This is a genomic window from Aquibium oceanicum (assembly GCF_001889605.1).
Taxonomy (GTDB): Bacteria; Pseudomonadota; Alphaproteobacteria; order Rhizobiales; family Rhizobiaceae; genus Aquibium; species Aquibium oceanicum.
Window position 1 is genome coordinate 134,133 of record NZ_CP018171.1, and the last position, 14,511, is coordinate 148,643.

Genomic DNA, 14,511 nt, shown 5'->3' on the forward strand with positions numbered 1-14,511 from the left:
CCGTCGGGTTTGCGCTCGGTCAAATGGCCAAGCTGGTGCGCAAGGAAAGGACAGCGCGGGGGACGAACCATCCCGGCGCGCCTCGCGGCGACGCTTTTCGGCGTGCGGTTCGTGAGCCGGCATTCTATCGTGCGATCCGAATCCCGCCGTCCGCCCCATCCCACGAGGTTCCATTGCCGTCAGGATCGATCATCGAACCCGCCCGCCGGACAGACATCGTTCACGCGACGGACGTGCTCGTCGTCGGTGCCGGCCCCGGCGGGTTGGCAGCAGCTCTGGCGGCAGCGCGGGCCGGAGCGCAGGTGGCGCTCGTGGAGCGCTTTGGCTGCTTCGGCGGCAACATCACCGTGGTGGGTGTGGAGGGTTTTGCCTGGTACCGCCACGAGGCAACCGTCGAGGCGAACGGCATCGGACGCGAGTTCGAGGAGCGCGCCCGGCAAATGGGCGCGGCGGTGCCCGAGAGCCAGTCGCTCAGCTACGAGATCGACAGCGAGGGCTTCAAGCTCGTCGCCGACCGGCTGGTCGAGGAGGCCGGCATCCATCCCATGCTGCACCGAAGCTTCGTCGCGCCCGTCATGGACGGTGACCGGGTGGCCGGGATCATCGTGGAATCCAAGGCGGGGCGCGAGGCGATCATGGCCAAGGTGGTGATCGACGCGACCGGCGATGCTGACGTCGCCCACCGCGCCGGTGCCCCGACCGTGAAGACGCCGGTCGAGGAGATGCAGGCCGCGAGTGTCATGTTCCACCTCGCGGGCGTCGACAAGAAGGCCTTCATGGCCGAGGTGAAGGCCGATCCGCAGACCTACAAGGACTGGTCGACGGGGGAATGGACGGTCGAGACCGACGGTAAGGAGGACGACATGTTCTCGCCCTTCCTCAAAAAGCCGTTCCGCAAGGCGATCGAGGAGGGGCTGATCCCGGCGCATCTCAGCACCATCGCCGGCACCTGGGGCGCCGTGCACGACAGCGGCGAACTGACCTACATGAACCTCGTCCACCTCGCCGGCGTCGACGGGACCGATCCCGACAGCATGACGCGCGGCGAAATTGAAGGCAGGCGGCAGGCCATGCTTGCCGTCGAGGCGCTCCGGCGCTTCATGCCGGGCTGCGACGGCGTCCGGCTGCGCAACTTCGGCATGAGCATCGGCATCAGGGATACGCGCAAGATCGACGCCGTCTACAACTTGACCGAGGCGGATGCGCGCAACCAGGGCCGGTTCGAGGATACGATCGGCATCTATCCGGAGTTCATCGACGGCTACGGCGTGCTGATCCTGCCCACGACCGGGCGCTACATGCACATCCCCTTCCGCGCCATGCTGCCGAAGAAGGTCAAGGGGCTTCTGGTCGCCGGCCGCGCCATCGGCGGCGACCGCATCGCGCATGCCGCGACGCGCAACATGGCCTGCTGCGCCGTGGCCGGACAGGGCGCCGGCGTGGCGGCCGCACTGGCGGTGAAGACGGGCCGCGACGTGGCGGAGGTCGACCTGGCGGCGGTCCAGGCGGAGCTCGAACGCCAGGGCGTCCGGATCCACTGAAGCCCAGGGCACCGGCGGAGCGCGGTCGTTCCACCGCCTTCACGGCTTGCGCCCCGGCGCAGGCGGGGTAAGCTCGGGGCCAGGTTCCGCCCCTTCTCGCAAGCGCCCGTTTTTCAGGAGACCCGCCGTGACGAACATCACCAGACCGCTCTTCGCCGCCATCCTCGCCGCCGCGCTTTCTCCGTTTGCCGCGATCGCGCAAGCGCTGCCCGACCTCGACGGGCGCGACGTGGTGGTGGTGACCGAGAACGCCTACCCGCCGCTGCAGTTCGTCGACCCGAAGACGGGCGAGCAGATCGGCTGGGAGTACGACGCGATGAACGAGATCGCCAAGCGGCTGAATTTCGACGTCAGCTACCAGAACACCAGCTGGGACGCGATGATCCAGGCCGTTTCCGACGGCCAGTACGATCTCGGCATGACGGGCATCACCATCAAGGAAGACCGCAAGGAAAAGGTCGACTTCTCAGACCCCTACATGCGCTCGGAGATGTTCATGCTCGTGCGCGGCGACGAAAACCGCTTCGACGACGCCAAATCCTTCGCGGTCTTCGACAAGGGGCTGGTCGGCGCGCAGGCCGGCACGACGCCGTTCTACGTGGCGGTCTACGACGTCCTGGACGGCGACGAGGCCAATCCGCGCATCAAGCTGTTCGAGACCTTCGGCGCATCGGTGCAGGCGCTGAGGACCGGCGACGTCGACGTGGTGCTGACCGACGGAACGGCCGGGCAGGGCTATGTCGATGCCTCGGACGGCGCCCTGAAGCTGGTCGGCGCGCCGCTCGGGACTGAGGATTTCGGCTTCATCTTCCCCAGGGGATCCGAACTCGTGGCGCCGATCAACGCGGCGATCGCTGCCATGCGCGCCGACGGCACGCTGGACGCCCTGAACCGGAAGTGGTTCCTCGACTACAAGATGGGCGAGTGACGCCGGCCACCGATCCGGCCGCACAGCCGAAGTCCGCCTCCGGCAAGGAGTTTCCCTACTGGCTGGCCGCTGCCACCCTGATCGCGGTGGCGGCCGCCCTGGCCATCGCCGCCAGCGATCTCTATTCGCAGGTCTTCGGCGTGGTGGCGAAAGGCATCGGCATCACGATCTTCGTCACCGTCGTGGGGTTCGCGCTCGCCTGCCTGATCGGCCTCGGGATCGCGCTAATGGCGCTCTCCGGATCGGTCGCGCTGCGGCAGGTCGCGCGCTTCTACGTCGAGATTGTCCGCGGCATTCCGATACTGGTGCTCCTGTTCTGGATCGCCTTCGTCGGCGCACCGGCGCTCGTCGCCGGCTGGAATTTCCTGGCCGCGCCCCTGCACCGGGCAGGCATCGTCGAGCCGCTGATGGTGCGCGACGTGTCTCTCCTGTGGCGCGCGATCATCGCACTGACGATCGGCTATTCGGCGTTCATCGCCGAAGTCTTCCGCGCCGGCATCCAGTCGGTCGACGCAGGGCAGGTCGAGGCCGCCAAGGCGCTCGGCCTCTCGCCGTTCCAGCGGTTCCGGCTGGTGGTGCTGCCGCAGGCGGTCCGCATCATCCTGCCGCCGCTCGGCAACGACTTTGTCGCCATGGTGAAGGACAGTTCGCTGGTCTCGGTACTGGGCGTCGCCGACATCACCCAGATGGGCAAGATCTACGCATCCGGTTCCTTCCGCTTCTTTGAGACCTATTCGATCGTCGCATATGTCTATCTGCTCCTCACCGTCGGCCTGTCGCTGGCACTGCGGGCGCTGGAAAGGCGGCTGCGGCGCGCCCAGGAATTGAAAGGATCGTCATGAACGACAAACGCGCCCTCGATCTCGTCTATGCCGCGAGCACACCGGAAGAACTGGCCGACGCCTATGCCGCCTGGGCGGCAAGCTATGACCGCGAGACGGCGGAACTCGGCTACTGCCTTCCCTTCCTGATCACGAGCTGGGTCACCCGCCACGTCGCGAAGGGCGACGGGCCGTTGCTCGACGTCGGCTGCGGGACCGGCCTGACCGGGCCGTACCTCAAGGCGCTCGGCCATGAGGCCATCGAAGGGCTCGACCTGTCGGCCGACATGCTGCGCATCGCGGAAAGCCGAGGAGCCTATACGGCTCTCAAACAAGCGGAGCTCGGCAAGGACCTCCCGTGGCAGGACGGCCATTTCCGGGCGGTGTTCTCCACCGGCGTCTTCACCGAGGGGCATGCGCCGGCGACCGCGGTCGACGAGATCGTGAGGATCACGAGACCGGGCGGCCACGTCATCCTCACGGTTCGCGACAGCATTCTCGAAACGGCCGGCTTCCTCGCCAGGTTCTCCGACCTGGAAGCGTCGGGGAAGTGGCGCTCCGTCGAGGAGAGCCCGCCGTTCCGCGCCTTCGCCATCGCGGAACCGGAGGTATTGGTGAAGGCATTCGTCTTTCGGGTTTCCTGACCTCCGTCGCTGGCCCTCATTTCGGCATTGGAAGTCCCCGCGAAGTTCGAGGGGATTTCCCCGCGGCCCGGACCGTGCATACTGGCCGCATCTCCGCGATCCTGCCGAAGGCATCCACCGATGATCACGCTCACTGCCACCATCCGCTGCAAGCCAGGAGCGGAAGACGTAGTGCGGGCGGCCCTGGTTGAGGTCGGCGACTTCGCGGCGAAGAACGAGCCGCGCACCCTTTCCTTCTTCGTCACCGCCGGCGACACGCCAGGCGTCTTCGTCACCCACGAGCGCTTCGCGGACCGTGCCGCGATGGAGGCTCACAACGCAGGCGCCGGCTCGAAGGGCTTCTTCGCAGCGACGGAGGGTTTGCTTGCCGGCGTCGACGTCGTTACCGGCTCCGAGATATTTCCCCCGACCTGAGCCTGCCGGGGAACTCGGCGCTTTCCCGGCAATTTGCCTACTCGCGCAGGTTCATGATGCAAGAACTACTCGACGACATCGGCCACACGACATGGCTCCCCTTCTCCGTGATCGCCGGGAGACTGGCCCTGGCCGCTGTCCTCGGAGGCATGGTCGGGTTCGAGCGCGAGTGGCGGGAACGGCCGGCGGGGCTGCGCACGCACATACTGGTCTGCCTCGCCGCGGCGATCGTGGCCATCCTGTCGATCGAAATCACCCATTCCAGCTATTTCGACGGCGAGAACGTCCGCATCGACCCGATCCGCCTGATCGAAGCCGTGACCGCGGGGGTAGCCTTTCTGGCGGCGGGCCTGATTGTCTTTGCGAAAGGCGAGATCCATGGGCTGACCACGGGCGCAGGCATGTGGCTTGCGGGTGCGATCGGGCTTGCCTGCGGGCTCGGATACTGGAGCATCGCGGTCTATGCGACGGTGCTGGCGCTGATCGTTCTCGTGCTTCTGCGCCTGGTGGAGAAGAAGCTCAACATGAAGGAAGAAGGCGACGGCCTCAACGGACCGTCGCGCGGCGAGACGGAGCGGCCGGCGGCCGGGAGCAGGAAGCCCAAGCGCTGACGCGAACCATTTGCTGGCGGCCCCCAATGTTGCTATGTGACGGGCCATGGAAGCACTTTTCGGCGACCCGACCTACAAGCGGTTCGTCCTGCAGGACCGGAAGCGCCTGCCGGCGCGCTTTTTCGCGCGCATCTCGGGACCGCTGAACGCGCGACTTCGTCCCGCCTGACGACGGCGCGATCGCCGCGCCGATTCCCGTTCGATACGCTTCACCGGAACAGTACAATGACCGCACCACGCACGCTCTACGACAAGATATTCGACGACCACGTCGTCGACCGCCAGGAAGACGGTACCTGCCTGCTCTACATCGACCGGCACCTCGTGCACGAGGTGACCAGCCCCCAGGCCTTCGAAGGCCTGCGCATGGCCGGGCGCCAGGTTCGCCACCCCGAAAAGACGCTCGCCGTCGTCGACCACAATGTGCCGACCTCGCCGGACCGCAAGTTCGGCATCAAGAACGAGGAAAGCCGCATCCAGGTCGATGCGCTCGCCACGAACGCCGCCGATTTCGGCATCGAGTATTACGACGCCGCCGACATGCGGCAGGGCATCGTCCACATCATCGGACCCGAGCAGGGCTTCACCCTGCCCGGCATGACGATCGTCTGCGGCGACAGCCACACCTCCACGCATGGCGCCTTCGGGGCGCTGGCGCACGGCATAGGCACGTCCGAGGTGGAGCACGTGCTCGCCACCCAGACGCTGATCCAGAACAAGGCCAAGAACATGCTGGTGCGCGTCGACGGCCAGCTGCCGGAAGGCGTCACCGCCAAGGACATCATCCTGGCCATTATCGGCGAGATCGGCACCGCCGGCGGCACGGGATACGTCATCGAGTATGCCGGCGAGGCGATCCGCTCGCTGTCAATGGAAGGCAGGATGACGGTCTGCAACATGTCGATCGAGGGCGGCGCGCGCGCCGGCTTGATCGCCCCCGACGAGAAGACCTACGAGTACATCAATGGCCGGCCCAAGGCGCCGACCGGCGCCGCCTGGGACATGGCCAAGGCCTATTGGGAAACGTTGAAGACCGACGAAGGCGCGCATTTCGACAAGGTCGTCGTGCTCAACGCGGCGGAACTGCCGCCCGTGGTGACCTGGGGCTCCTCGCCCGAGGACGTGATCTCGGTGACCGGCGTCGTGCCAAACCCCGATGACATCGCGGACGAGAACAAGCGCAACTCGAAGCGCCGCGCCTTGGAATACATGGGCCTCCAGCCGGGCACGAAGATCACCGACATCCAGCTCGACCGGGTCTTCATCGGCTCTTGCACCAACGGCCGCATCGAGGACCTGCGCGCCGCGGCAAAGATCGCCGAAGGCCGCAAGGTCGATCCGCGCGTGGATGCCATGGTCGTGCCGGGCTCCGGCCTGGTGAAGGCGCAGGCGGAGAAGGAGGGTCTCGACCGGATCTTCAAGGATGCCGGTTTCGACTGGCGCGAACCGGGCTGCTCCATGTGCCTGGCCATGAACGACGACCGGCTGAAGCCGCAGGAACGGTGCGCCTCCACCTCTAACCGGAACTTCGAGGGCCGGCAGGGCTTCAAGGGCCGCACCCATCTCGTATCGCCGGCCATGGCGGCCGCCGCCGCGATCGCCGGCCGCTTCGTGGACATCCGCGACTGGAAGTGACGATCAGGCAGGCCGCCATCTCGGCGGCCTCCCGCTTTCTCACGCGCATGATCGGGTTCGTTTTGGCGTCGGCTTTCCTGCCGATCCGTCTGGATGAGGCGGATTAACGAGTTTTTGGTCTCCCTGCCCTATTAGTCCTTACTGATAGGTGTGGGAACCACGATGAGTCAGGCCGGATACATCCTTGCCATCAACATTTTGGTGGCGGGGCTCTTTGCGAGCGCGTTCGCATGGGCGGCAACGTACGAGAAGGTTTCCCGACCTGCCCGCTGGATCGTCGCGGGCTTCCTCCTGGGCATGGCGAGCTTCGGTGCGGAGTGGCTGATCGCAGTCGCAGACGACGCGCGCTTTTTCGTCTTCGCCTCCTTTGCCCTGTCGATCACGGCGTTCGCGCTCTTCGATGCCGGCCTGGCGCGGGCCTACCGCCAGCCGATCCCGTGGACGCTGCTGCTGGGCATCCTCGCCGTTTCGCTGCCGCTGAACCTCGCGATCTACGACATGCCGCGCACGTCGCCCGTGCGCGACGTGCTCTACCAATTTCCGTACTTCCTGATGCAGATGGTCGGCGCCTGGATCGTGGCGCGCGCCAAATCGCCGCGCCCGCTCGACAAGGCGCTGGGCGTGCTGCTCGCGGTCAGCGGACTGCAGTTCCTCGTCAAGCCCTATCTGGCAGTCGCCTTCGGGACCGGTGACCGGCCGCAGGCCTATGTCGACACCTTTTATGCCGTGCTGTCGCAATCGATGGGCGCTGTGCTGATCGTGGCAGTGGGCCTGATGATGCTCGTGATCCTCTTGCGCGACGTTCTGGCCGAGGCAACGGTCAGATCGGAGACGGATCCTCTCACCGGGCTGCTCAACCGGCGTGGCTTTGAGCAGCGGGCGCGGACGATCGCACAGCGCCTGGCGACGCCGAAACTGCCGGCATCCATCGTCATCTGCGACCTCGACCACTTCAAGTCGGTGAACGACCGCTTCGGGCATGCGGTCGGCGACAAGGTGATTTCGGCATTCGCCAAACAGCTGCACGATGCAGTCTCGGAAAACCACATCGCCGGACGAATCGGCGGCGAGGAATTCGCCGTCATCCTGCCCGGTGTCGACGGTGCCTCGGCGCGGCTGTTCGCGGAGGGGATCCGCAGCGCGTTCGCCGCGGCGGCAATCGAGGGGGCGCCAACCGATCTTCGGCCGACGGCCAGCTTCGGCGTCGCGGAGCTCACCCGGACCGATACGCTCTCGGACATGCTGCGCCGCGCCGATCTGGCCCTCTACGAGGCCAAGGACGCCGGACGGGACTGCGTGCGGGTCGCACGTCCCTACTTTTCCGGCGGCTCCGAGGAGCGGCGCGCCCTTCGGGACGGCTGAAAGGTCTGCCTACCCCTACTTCGCCGCGACCTGCGCGTTGCCGGTGGCGAGACCGTAGTCGCGCATCTGGTCGGCGGACAGATAGTAGAGCGAGCGCGGCGGGGTATCGAGCGCATGCAACCAGAGCGCCGCGTCGACGCCCATGGCGGCGAGATGGCGCGAGATGCGCGCGGTGGTCGCCTGCGCGTCGGCCATTGCCTGGGCCGGATTGCCGGGATCGGCGCTGACGGAATAAAACTGGTGCACCCCGACGGCGGCCTTGGCGCTGATCGTCCGGTTCGTTCCGCCAGCGAGGATCAGCGGGCACGAGGAAGCGCACAGTGCGCCGTCCTCGACCGTGGTGGCAAGGCCGCGCTCGCGGATCAGCGTCGCCATTCCGATGGCGTCGTCCAGCGACCCGCCGGGCGAATTCAGCGAGACCGTCTCGACGTATTCGCCGCGCGCGGCGAGTTCGGTTTCGAAACGCGCCTTCGACCCGTTGTCGATGTAGCCCTCGACGGCGAGCACTCCGCCGGGCCGCAAGGTGAACGCAACCGGGGCGCGGAGCGCCGTCTCGTCGGTGGTGAGGTTATCACGTGGGTCGACCGTAAGCGAAGCGCCCTCGCCGCCGCTGACGGTAACCGCTGGGGGCAGCACCGCCGGCGCGGCCAGGTGACTGGTCGGTTCGCTGGAAAACAGCGGCTGGTTGCCCCACAGGTCCTGAAAATCGAAGACCAGCACGCCGATGGCTCCGGCGAGCAATCCGCGGAACGCCCAGCGTATCACTTCGCCCTCGTCGAAACGGGCGAAATAGCGCATCACGGCGTTTCCGCCCCCCGCCTCTCGAGGGATCGCCGGACTGCCGGCCAGGTCTGCGTCTTTGGCGCTCACGGGTCCTGCCTCTTGCGTTCGGAAAAGGGAATGGGAGTGACGTTCTCGCCAGCGGACTGGCGGCTGGGTATCGGCGCGGCGGCCGGCTCTGCCTCGTTTGGAGCCGCCACGGGGGTTTCAGCGGGCGGCGCGACGGCGGCGCGACGCGCCACCAAGGCGTCGTGGAGTTCGAGCGAGCGCAGCATGTCCGCGGCGGTGACCCGGTCGGCATCGGCGAGATGTTCGTCACCGCGCCGGATGGCGCCCTGAACGACGCCCATGATGGCGACGAGCACGCCGGGCAGGAGATCGATCGAGATGGCGCCGGCCCAGCTCGGAATGAAGTCGCCGGCGTAACGCAGCACGGCCTCGGCCGAGGAAAGGGGCACGTAGCGCCGCTCGGCGACCTTGGGCTGGGCTAGGATCTCGGCGGCGGCGTCCGACAGAGCCTTCGACTGCGCATCGACCGAAGCGCGGATCGTGGCCATCACCTGGTCCTGGCGCCCGGCGAGATCGGCGGTGCTGCCGTCGGCGACCGGTGCGATGAACCCGCCGGAAAGGTCCGCCGCGGCGCGCGCGACCGACGGCGCGATCGATGTCTGTTCGAGCGAGGCGATCACGCCGGCAAGCGCCACGGCCTCCTCGGCGAACCGGTCCGAGCGGGGAGCGATGGCGCCCGATTCGGAGACGAGGCCGCGCATGGCGGCCAGCCGTTCCTGGCCCTCTTGGAAGAGTTGCGCGACCTCCTCCTGCGTTGCGCGGATGTTGGCTTCGAGTTCGCGCATCTGCGCCGACATCTGCGTGAGGAGCTGGACGACGCTGCCTGAGCCCGAGGTGCCCGTCAGCGCCCCGGAACTGCGCTCGTCGTCGGCAAGCCGCGCGAATCGCTCTTCCGCGCGCTGGATGTCGGGCAGCAGCGACAGCGCCCCCAACGCATTGGTGTTGGCCTGGTCGAGATCGGCCGTATAGTCCTCCAGCGTCTCGGCGAGATGCTGCTCGACGGCGGCCGAACCCGCCAGTGCCGCGGCGTTGAGCCAGGACGACATGGCGATGATCATCGCCGAACCCAGCGCCATGATGCCGAGCAGCGCCATGCGCGAGGAACCGTCTCGCATCTCCGGCAGGAAACGCATGAGGTAGGTCCAGAAGCCGTAGATGCCGACCGAGACCGCCGCCGAGTAGACGACCGCCGCGAAGAACACGATCGCGGCGGTTCCGTCCAGCAGGCTGCGCACGCCGAGATAAGTGTAGACGCCCGACGCCAGCGCGAGCGTGGCGAGCACGAACCGCGTCATCGTCTCGAGCGACGCGGAGTGGTCCTTCAGGCGGCGGGCTGTCGCGGCGTCACTCATGCGATCTCCGGCTCCGGTTCATCCTTCGTTAACCTTTTCCCCCGGCGAAAAAACGGCGGGAGAGGTGTCGAAAAGAGGGCCGGCGCGGCTCCGTCCTACCGGCAGGGATGCCGCAGGACGGGCACCACGTTGTCGGCCAGCCCGTACATGTAGCTGCGCCCGTGGACGAGCACGCCGGGGGCACGGCACGGCCGCTCGTAACCGTATGCCTCGTCGGCCTCGTCGAGGTAGACGACGTCTGCGCTGCCGGTCCTCGTGTAGGCCGCCAGTTCCTGCGCGAGGTGGCCCTGCCCGACCACGATCCGCTTGTAGCCGCCCGGGCTGCGGATGATCAGGTTGCCAAAGCTGTCGGCGTAGACGTGATCGTGAAGTCCGCCGGCAAGCGCCGCGGTCGACGTCGCGAGGGACCCGGCCGTCGCCGCCAGAACGACGCCGCAAAGTCCGCCGATGATGGTTTTCAGTTTCAAGCGCATGGCTCGTATCCTTTCCTTCCAGGCTTCGAGCCTCCTCGAGCCAGAACTTAACGCTTTCTTAACCAATGTCACCGGGGAAGGTGCCGGATGCCGGCAGGCAATTGACAGACATGGTTAATATCCTCAAAGGAAGCCGGATGACCAAACAGACCGCGACACCACAGCCCGCCGTCGAGATCGCCCTGCTGCGTCTCAACGATGCCCTCGACTTCGCGCCGTTGCTGGCGGCCTATGCCCAGGCGCTGAAGCGCGGTGCGCCGCGCCGGCCCGACCAGTACTACGCGGAATCGCTGTTGCAGGACCGGACGGCCGAGGTGCTCGGCGCGCGCATGAACGGCGAACTCGTCGGCTTCGCCATCTTCACCGACCTGCCCGAGCCGGTGTCGGGCATGCGTTGCGGCGCCTGCGACCACATCTACGTCCACCACGATCACCGCAACAAGGGGATCGCCAAGGCGATGGTGGACGTGCTCGCCGACCAGGCCGAGGAGCGCGGCTGGACGAGGCTCATCCTGAACGCGCCGCGCCAGCCCGAGGACGGCAGGAAGCTCTACGAGCAGATCGCCGCACCCGCCGACTGGACGAGCTACGTCATCCGCTTCGACGGCAAGTAGGTTCGAATGCCTCCCGCTGGGTCAGCCGGCCTGTCCGTTGATTCGGCGGCCGGTTGGCCCCTACTGTCCGCCTCAGATGCCTCGTGATTCGTTCCTGCCCGCCGGTCTTGTCCTGGTGCTTCCCGTGATCCTGTCCTTGTCCGCCTGCGTCGACGGCGGCCCCGGTCGGCCGTCGGTGTCACCGGCGGCGTACACGCCGACGGTGAAGCGCTATCATTGCGAAAACGGCTCGGACGTGGTGATCGAAAACCGCGGGACTTCCGTGGTGGTCACCGACGAGACGGGTCAGCCGGTCGAACTGCCCGCGTCGCCCACCGGCTCGCGCGCCCGCTACGGATCGGGTGCCTATGCACTCGTCCTGGAGGACGGCGAGGCCTTGTGGATGAAGGCAGGCGAGGAGCCGGGCACCTGCCTGCGCTGATATGCGCCCACCCGGCGGACCGTCGGCGACGGAGTGCCCGTCCGGTTCAAACGATTGAAGCGCGGCGGCGATTAAATATCAGGCCGGCCAAGCTTTTTGCGGCTTTGACGCGGTGCGAAAAGCGCTCTAGAAAGCGCCATCCATAGGCCGCTGGCAGAGCATTTTCATGCATCCGGCCGCGCCGTCCGAACTGGGGGAGCCATGAGCAACTCGACAGCCACCCGTCCCGGCATGAAGCCACGTCCGCTCTCGCCGCACCTTTCGATCTACAAGCCGATCCCGACGATGATGATGTCGATCGTGCACCGCATTACTGGCGGCGCGCTCTATTTCGGCATGCTTATGGTCGCGTGGTGGCTGGTAGCCGCGTCGACATCGGAAGACGCTTTCGGCATCGCGCAGGGCGTCATGGGATCCTGGATCGGCATCCTCGTACTGATCGGCTTCACCTGGGCTCTCTGGCACCATCTGCTCGGCGGCATGCGGCATCTTCTCTGGGACACCGGCTACGCGATGGACAAGCACACGGCGACGACGCTCGCCTGGGCGACGCTCGCCGGTTCGCTGGCGCTGACGCTGCTCACCTGGATCGCCGTCTTCGTGATGGGAGCGTGACGATGGCCGACATGCAGACACCGCTGCGCAAGGTTCGCGGCCTCGGTTCGTCCAGGGGCGGAACGGCACATTTCTGGCGCGTGCGCGTCACGTCTGTCGCGCTGGTCCCGCTCAGCCTCTTCGCCATCTGGCTGGTGCTTTCGACATTCGGCTCGGGGTATCTCGAAACCCGAGCGACGCTCGCCCACCCGGTCGTGGCGATCCTGCTCGGACTGTTCGTCGTCATCACGCTCGACCACATGCGGTCGGGCATGGAAGAGATCATCGCCGACTACATCCACGGCGAGGGGCTCAAGCTCGCGCTCCTGATGCTAAATCTCTTCTTCGTTCTCGTCGTCGGCGGAGCCTGCCTTTTCGCTCTGCTCAAGATCGCATTCGGAGGCTGACGCTCCCATGGCCAAGGCAACATCTTCGAACGGCAAGGCCTATACCTTCGTCGATCACAAGTTCGACGTCGTGGTGGTCGGCGCCGGCGGCGCTGGACTGCGTGCCACACTCGGCATGGCCGAGCAGGGGCTGAAGACCGCCTGCATCACCAAGGTCTTCCCGACGCGCTCGCACACGGTGGCCGCGCAGGGCGGCATCGCCGCCTCCCTGCAGAACATGGGCCCCGACCACTGGCAGTGGCACCTCTACGACACCGTGAAGGGCTCCGACTGGCTGGGCGACGTGGACGCCATGGAATACCTCGCCCGCGAGGCGCCAGCCGCCGTCTACGAGCTTGAGCACTACGGCGTGCCGTTCTCGCGCACCGAGGAGGGCAAAATCTACCAGCGGCCCTTCGGCGGCCACATGCAGAACTTCGGCGACGGCCCGCCCGTGCAGCGCACCTGCGCGGCGGCCGACCGCACCGGCCACGCCATCCTGCACACGCTCTACGGCCAATCGATCAAGAACAACGCCCAATTCTTCATCGAGTATTTCGCGCTCGACCTGATCATGACGGACGGGGTCTGCACCGGCGTTGTCGCCTGGAACCTCGACGACGGCACGATCCACCGCTTCGCCGCCAAGATGGTGGTGCTGGCGACAGGCGGCTACGGACGCGCATACTTCTCCGCCACCTCGGCCCATACCTGCACGGGCGACGGCAACGGCATGATCGCGCGTGCCGGACTGCCCCTGCAGGACATGGAATTCGTACAGTTCCACCCGACCGGCATCTACGGCGCCGGCTGCCTGATCACAGAAGGTGCGCGCGGCGAGGGCGGCTATCTCGTCAACTCCGAAGGCGAGCGCTTCATGGAGCGCTATGCGCCCTCGGCCAAGGACCTCGCCTCGCGCGACGTCGTCTCGCGCTGCATGACCATGGAGATCCGCGAGGGCCGCGGCGTGGGCAAGGAGAAGGATCACATCTTCCTGCACCTCGACCACCTGGACCCGGCCGTGCTGCACGAGCGTCTGCCCGGAATCTCCGAATCGGCGAAAATCTTCGCTGGCGTCGACGTGACCAAGGAGCCGATCCCGGTGCTGCCGACGGTGCATTACAACATGGGCGGCATCCCCACCAACTACTGGGGCGAAGTGCTGAACCCGACCGAGGCCGAACCGGACCGGGTCGCGCCGGGCCTGATGGCCGTCGGCGAGGCCGGCTGCGCCTCCGTCCACGGCGCCAACCGCCTCGGCTCCAACTCGCTGATCGACCTCGTCGTCTTCGGCCGCGCCGCCGCGATCCGCGCCGGCGAAGTCGTCGACAGGGCCGCGCCGATCCCTTCGATCGACGAGGCGGCGGTCGACCGGATCATGGAGCGCTTCGACCGCATCCGCCACGCCGACGGCTCCACGCCGACGGCCGTGCTGCGCGAGAAGATGCAGAAGGCGATGCAGGAGGACGCCGCCGTCTTCCGCACCCAGGAGACGCTGGAAAGCGGCTGCGAGCGCATCTCGCAGGTCTGGAGCGAACTCGCCGACCTCAAGGTCACCGACCGCTCGATGATCTGGAACTCCGATCTGGTCGAGACGCTGGAACTCGAGAACCTGATGGCCTGCGCCATCACCACCGTCTACGGCGCGGAGGCCCGCAAGGAGAGCCGCGGCGCGCACGCCCGCGAGGATTTCGACAGCCGCGACGACGTGGACTGGCGCAAGCACACGTTGTCCTGGGTGAACGAGGCGGGCGAGGTGCGGCTCGACTATCGGCCGGTACACACCGACACGATGCTGCCGGAAAGCGACGGCGGCATCAGCCTCGCCAAGATCGCGCCCAAGGCGCGGGTGTACTGAGGAAGGAT

The 14,511-nt window shown here is 66.8% G+C and carries 17 protein-coding genes; 14 read left to right on the forward strand and 3 right to left on the reverse strand.

The features are described from left to right. Positions 1 to 173: 173 nt before the first annotated feature. The 9 genes from BSQ44_RS00635 (at position 174) to BSQ44_RS00670 (ending at position 7,956) form a co-directional block, all read left to right on the forward strand. Positions 174 to 1,541 (forward strand): FAD-dependent oxidoreductase, encoded by a 1,368-nt coding sequence (locus tag BSQ44_RS00635; protein ID WP_072601462.1) that lies wholly within the window; start codon positions 174 to 176, stop codon positions 1,539 to 1,541. A 136-nt stretch (positions 1,542 to 1,677) separates the two neighbouring features. Next, positions 1,678 to 2,469, forward strand: coding sequence for a transporter substrate-binding domain-containing protein (locus BSQ44_RS00640; RefSeq protein ID WP_072607772.1), 792 nt, complete (start codon positions 1,678 to 1,680; stop codon positions 2,467 to 2,469). Then, entirely contained in the window at positions 2,466 to 3,311 is an 846-nt protein-coding gene (locus BSQ44_RS00645; RefSeq protein WP_072601463.1) for an amino acid ABC transporter permease, read from the forward strand. The genes BSQ44_RS00640 and BSQ44_RS00645 overlap by 4 nt, the downstream gene beginning before the upstream one ends. After that, on the forward strand, positions 3,308 to 3,934 hold the full coding sequence (locus BSQ44_RS00650) for a class I SAM-dependent DNA methyltransferase (protein WP_072601464.1): 627 nt from the start codon (positions 3,308 to 3,310) through the stop codon (positions 3,932 to 3,934). Before BSQ44_RS00645 ends, BSQ44_RS00650 begins: the two co-directional genes overlap by 4 nt. Before the next feature lie 120 nt (positions 3,935 to 4,054). Continuing rightward, positions 4,055 to 4,348, forward strand: a complete 294-nt coding sequence (locus BSQ44_RS00655) for a putative quinol monooxygenase (RefSeq protein ID WP_072601465.1) — start codon at positions 4,055 to 4,057, stop codon at positions 4,346 to 4,348. A gap of 56 nt (positions 4,349 to 4,404) precedes the next feature. Then, entirely contained in the window at positions 4,405 to 4,959 is a 555-nt protein-coding gene (locus BSQ44_RS00660) for an MgtC/SapB family protein (protein ID WP_083534930.1), read from the forward strand. Between the two features lie 46 nt (positions 4,960 to 5,005). Continuing rightward, the gene (locus BSQ44_RS27740; RefSeq protein ID WP_114579902.1) at positions 5,006 to 5,128 is read left to right on the forward strand and encodes a hypothetical protein; all 123 of its coding nucleotides are present in this window, start codon (positions 5,006 to 5,008) and stop codon (positions 5,126 to 5,128) included. Between the two features lie 56 nt (positions 5,129 to 5,184). Continuing rightward, on the forward strand, positions 5,185 to 6,594 hold the full coding sequence (gene leuC, locus BSQ44_RS00665) for a 3-isopropylmalate dehydratase large subunit (RefSeq protein WP_072601467.1): 1,410 nt from the start codon (positions 5,185 to 5,187) through the stop codon (positions 6,592 to 6,594). Between the two features lie 162 nt (positions 6,595 to 6,756). Then, a complete protein-coding gene (locus BSQ44_RS00670; protein WP_072601468.1) occupies positions 6,757 to 7,956 on the forward strand; it encodes a GGDEF domain-containing protein in 1,200 nt (399 codons plus the stop codon). 15 nt (positions 7,957 to 7,971) lie between these two features. Here BSQ44_RS00670 and BSQ44_RS00675 read toward each other — a convergent pair whose 3' ends face one another. From BSQ44_RS00675 to BSQ44_RS00685, 3 genes are all read right to left on the reverse strand, one after another. Next, positions 7,972 to 8,754, reverse strand: coding sequence for a COG3904 family protein (locus BSQ44_RS00675; protein ID WP_072601469.1), 783 nt, complete (start codon positions 8,752 to 8,754; stop codon positions 7,972 to 7,974). Positions 8,755 to 8,822: 68 nt separating this feature from the next. Continuing rightward, a complete protein-coding gene (locus BSQ44_RS00680) occupies positions 8,823 to 10,157 on the reverse strand; it encodes a hypothetical protein (protein WP_072601470.1) in 1,335 nt (444 codons plus the stop codon). Between the two features lie 95 nt (positions 10,158 to 10,252). Beyond that, positions 10,253 to 10,630: a hypothetical protein gene (locus tag BSQ44_RS00685; protein WP_072601471.1), complete on the reverse strand. Its 378-nt coding sequence runs from the start codon at positions 10,628 to 10,630 to the stop codon at positions 10,253 to 10,255. Positions 10,631 to 10,767: 137 nt separating this feature from the next. On the opposite strand from BSQ44_RS00685, the gene BSQ44_RS00690 reads away from it, so the two are divergent. The 5 genes from BSQ44_RS00690 (at position 10,768) to sdhA (ending at position 14,503) form a co-directional block, all read left to right on the forward strand. Continuing rightward, positions 10,768 to 11,244, forward strand: coding sequence for a GNAT family N-acetyltransferase (locus tag BSQ44_RS00690; RefSeq protein ID WP_072601472.1), 477 nt, complete (start codon positions 10,768 to 10,770; stop codon positions 11,242 to 11,244). Positions 11,245 to 11,320: 76 nt separating this feature from the next. Then, positions 11,321 to 11,665, forward strand: coding sequence for a hypothetical protein (locus BSQ44_RS00695; RefSeq protein ID WP_072601473.1), 345 nt, complete (start codon positions 11,321 to 11,323; stop codon positions 11,663 to 11,665). Between the two features lie 201 nt (positions 11,666 to 11,866). Further along, on the forward strand, positions 11,867 to 12,280 hold the full coding sequence (sdhC, locus tag BSQ44_RS00700; RefSeq protein ID WP_072601474.1) for a succinate dehydrogenase, cytochrome b556 subunit: 414 nt from the start codon (positions 11,867 to 11,869) through the stop codon (positions 12,278 to 12,280). A 2-nt stretch (positions 12,281 to 12,282) separates the two neighbouring features. Beyond that, positions 12,283 to 12,666 (forward strand): succinate dehydrogenase, hydrophobic membrane anchor protein, encoded by a 384-nt coding sequence (gene sdhD / locus BSQ44_RS00705; protein ID WP_072601475.1) that lies wholly within the window; start codon positions 12,283 to 12,285, stop codon positions 12,664 to 12,666. Between the two features lie 7 nt (positions 12,667 to 12,673). Next, positions 12,674 to 14,503 (forward strand): succinate dehydrogenase flavoprotein subunit, encoded by a 1,830-nt coding sequence (gene sdhA, locus BSQ44_RS00710; protein WP_072601476.1) that lies wholly within the window; start codon positions 12,674 to 12,676, stop codon positions 14,501 to 14,503. Positions 14,504 to 14,511 lie beyond the last annotated feature (8 nt).

Bases quoted from the DNA above. Each gene is read 5' to 3' on its own strand.
- sdhA (WP_072601476.1), top strand. From the start codon at position 12,674: ATGGCCAAGGCAACATCTTCGAACGGCAAGGCCTATACCTTCGTCGAT.
- BSQ44_RS27740 (WP_114579902.1), top strand. From the start codon at position 5,006: ATGGAAGCACTTTTCGGCGACCCGACCTACAAGCGGTTCGTCCTGCAG.
- BSQ44_RS00655 (WP_072601465.1), top strand. From the start codon at position 4,055: ATGATCACGCTCACTGCCACCATCCGCTGCAAGCCAGGAGCGGAAGAC.
- BSQ44_RS00690 (WP_072601472.1), top strand. From the start codon at position 10,768: ATGACCAAACAGACCGCGACACCACAGCCCGCCGTCGAGATCGCCCTG.
- BSQ44_RS00685 (WP_072601471.1), bottom strand. From the start codon at position 10,630: ATGCGCTTGAAACTGAAAACCATCATCGGCGGACTTTGCGGCGTCGTT.
- BSQ44_RS00680 (WP_072601470.1), bottom strand. From the start codon at position 10,157: ATGAGTGACGCCGCGACAGCCCGCCGCCTGAAGGACCACTCCGCGTCG.
- sdhC (WP_072601474.1), top strand. From the start codon at position 11,867: ATGAGCAACTCGACAGCCACCCGTCCCGGCATGAAGCCACGTCCGCTC.
- BSQ44_RS00670 (WP_072601468.1), top strand. From the start codon at position 6,757: ATGAGTCAGGCCGGATACATCCTTGCCATCAACATTTTGGTGGCGGGG.
- sdhD (WP_072601475.1), top strand. From the start codon at position 12,283: ATGGCCGACATGCAGACACCGCTGCGCAAGGTTCGCGGCCTCGGTTCG.
- BSQ44_RS00675 (WP_072601469.1), bottom strand. From the start codon at position 8,754: ATGCGCTATTTCGCCCGTTTCGACGAGGGCGAAGTGATACGCTGGGCG.
- BSQ44_RS00695 (WP_072601473.1), top strand. From the start codon at position 11,321: ATGCCTCGTGATTCGTTCCTGCCCGCCGGTCTTGTCCTGGTGCTTCCC.
- leuC (WP_072601467.1), top strand. From the start codon at position 5,185: ATGACCGCACCACGCACGCTCTACGACAAGATATTCGACGACCACGTC.
- BSQ44_RS00650 (WP_072601464.1), top strand. From the start codon at position 3,308: ATGAACGACAAACGCGCCCTCGATCTCGTCTATGCCGCGAGCACACCG.
- BSQ44_RS00660 (WP_083534930.1), top strand. From the start codon at position 4,405: ATGCAAGAACTACTCGACGACATCGGCCACACGACATGGCTCCCCTTC.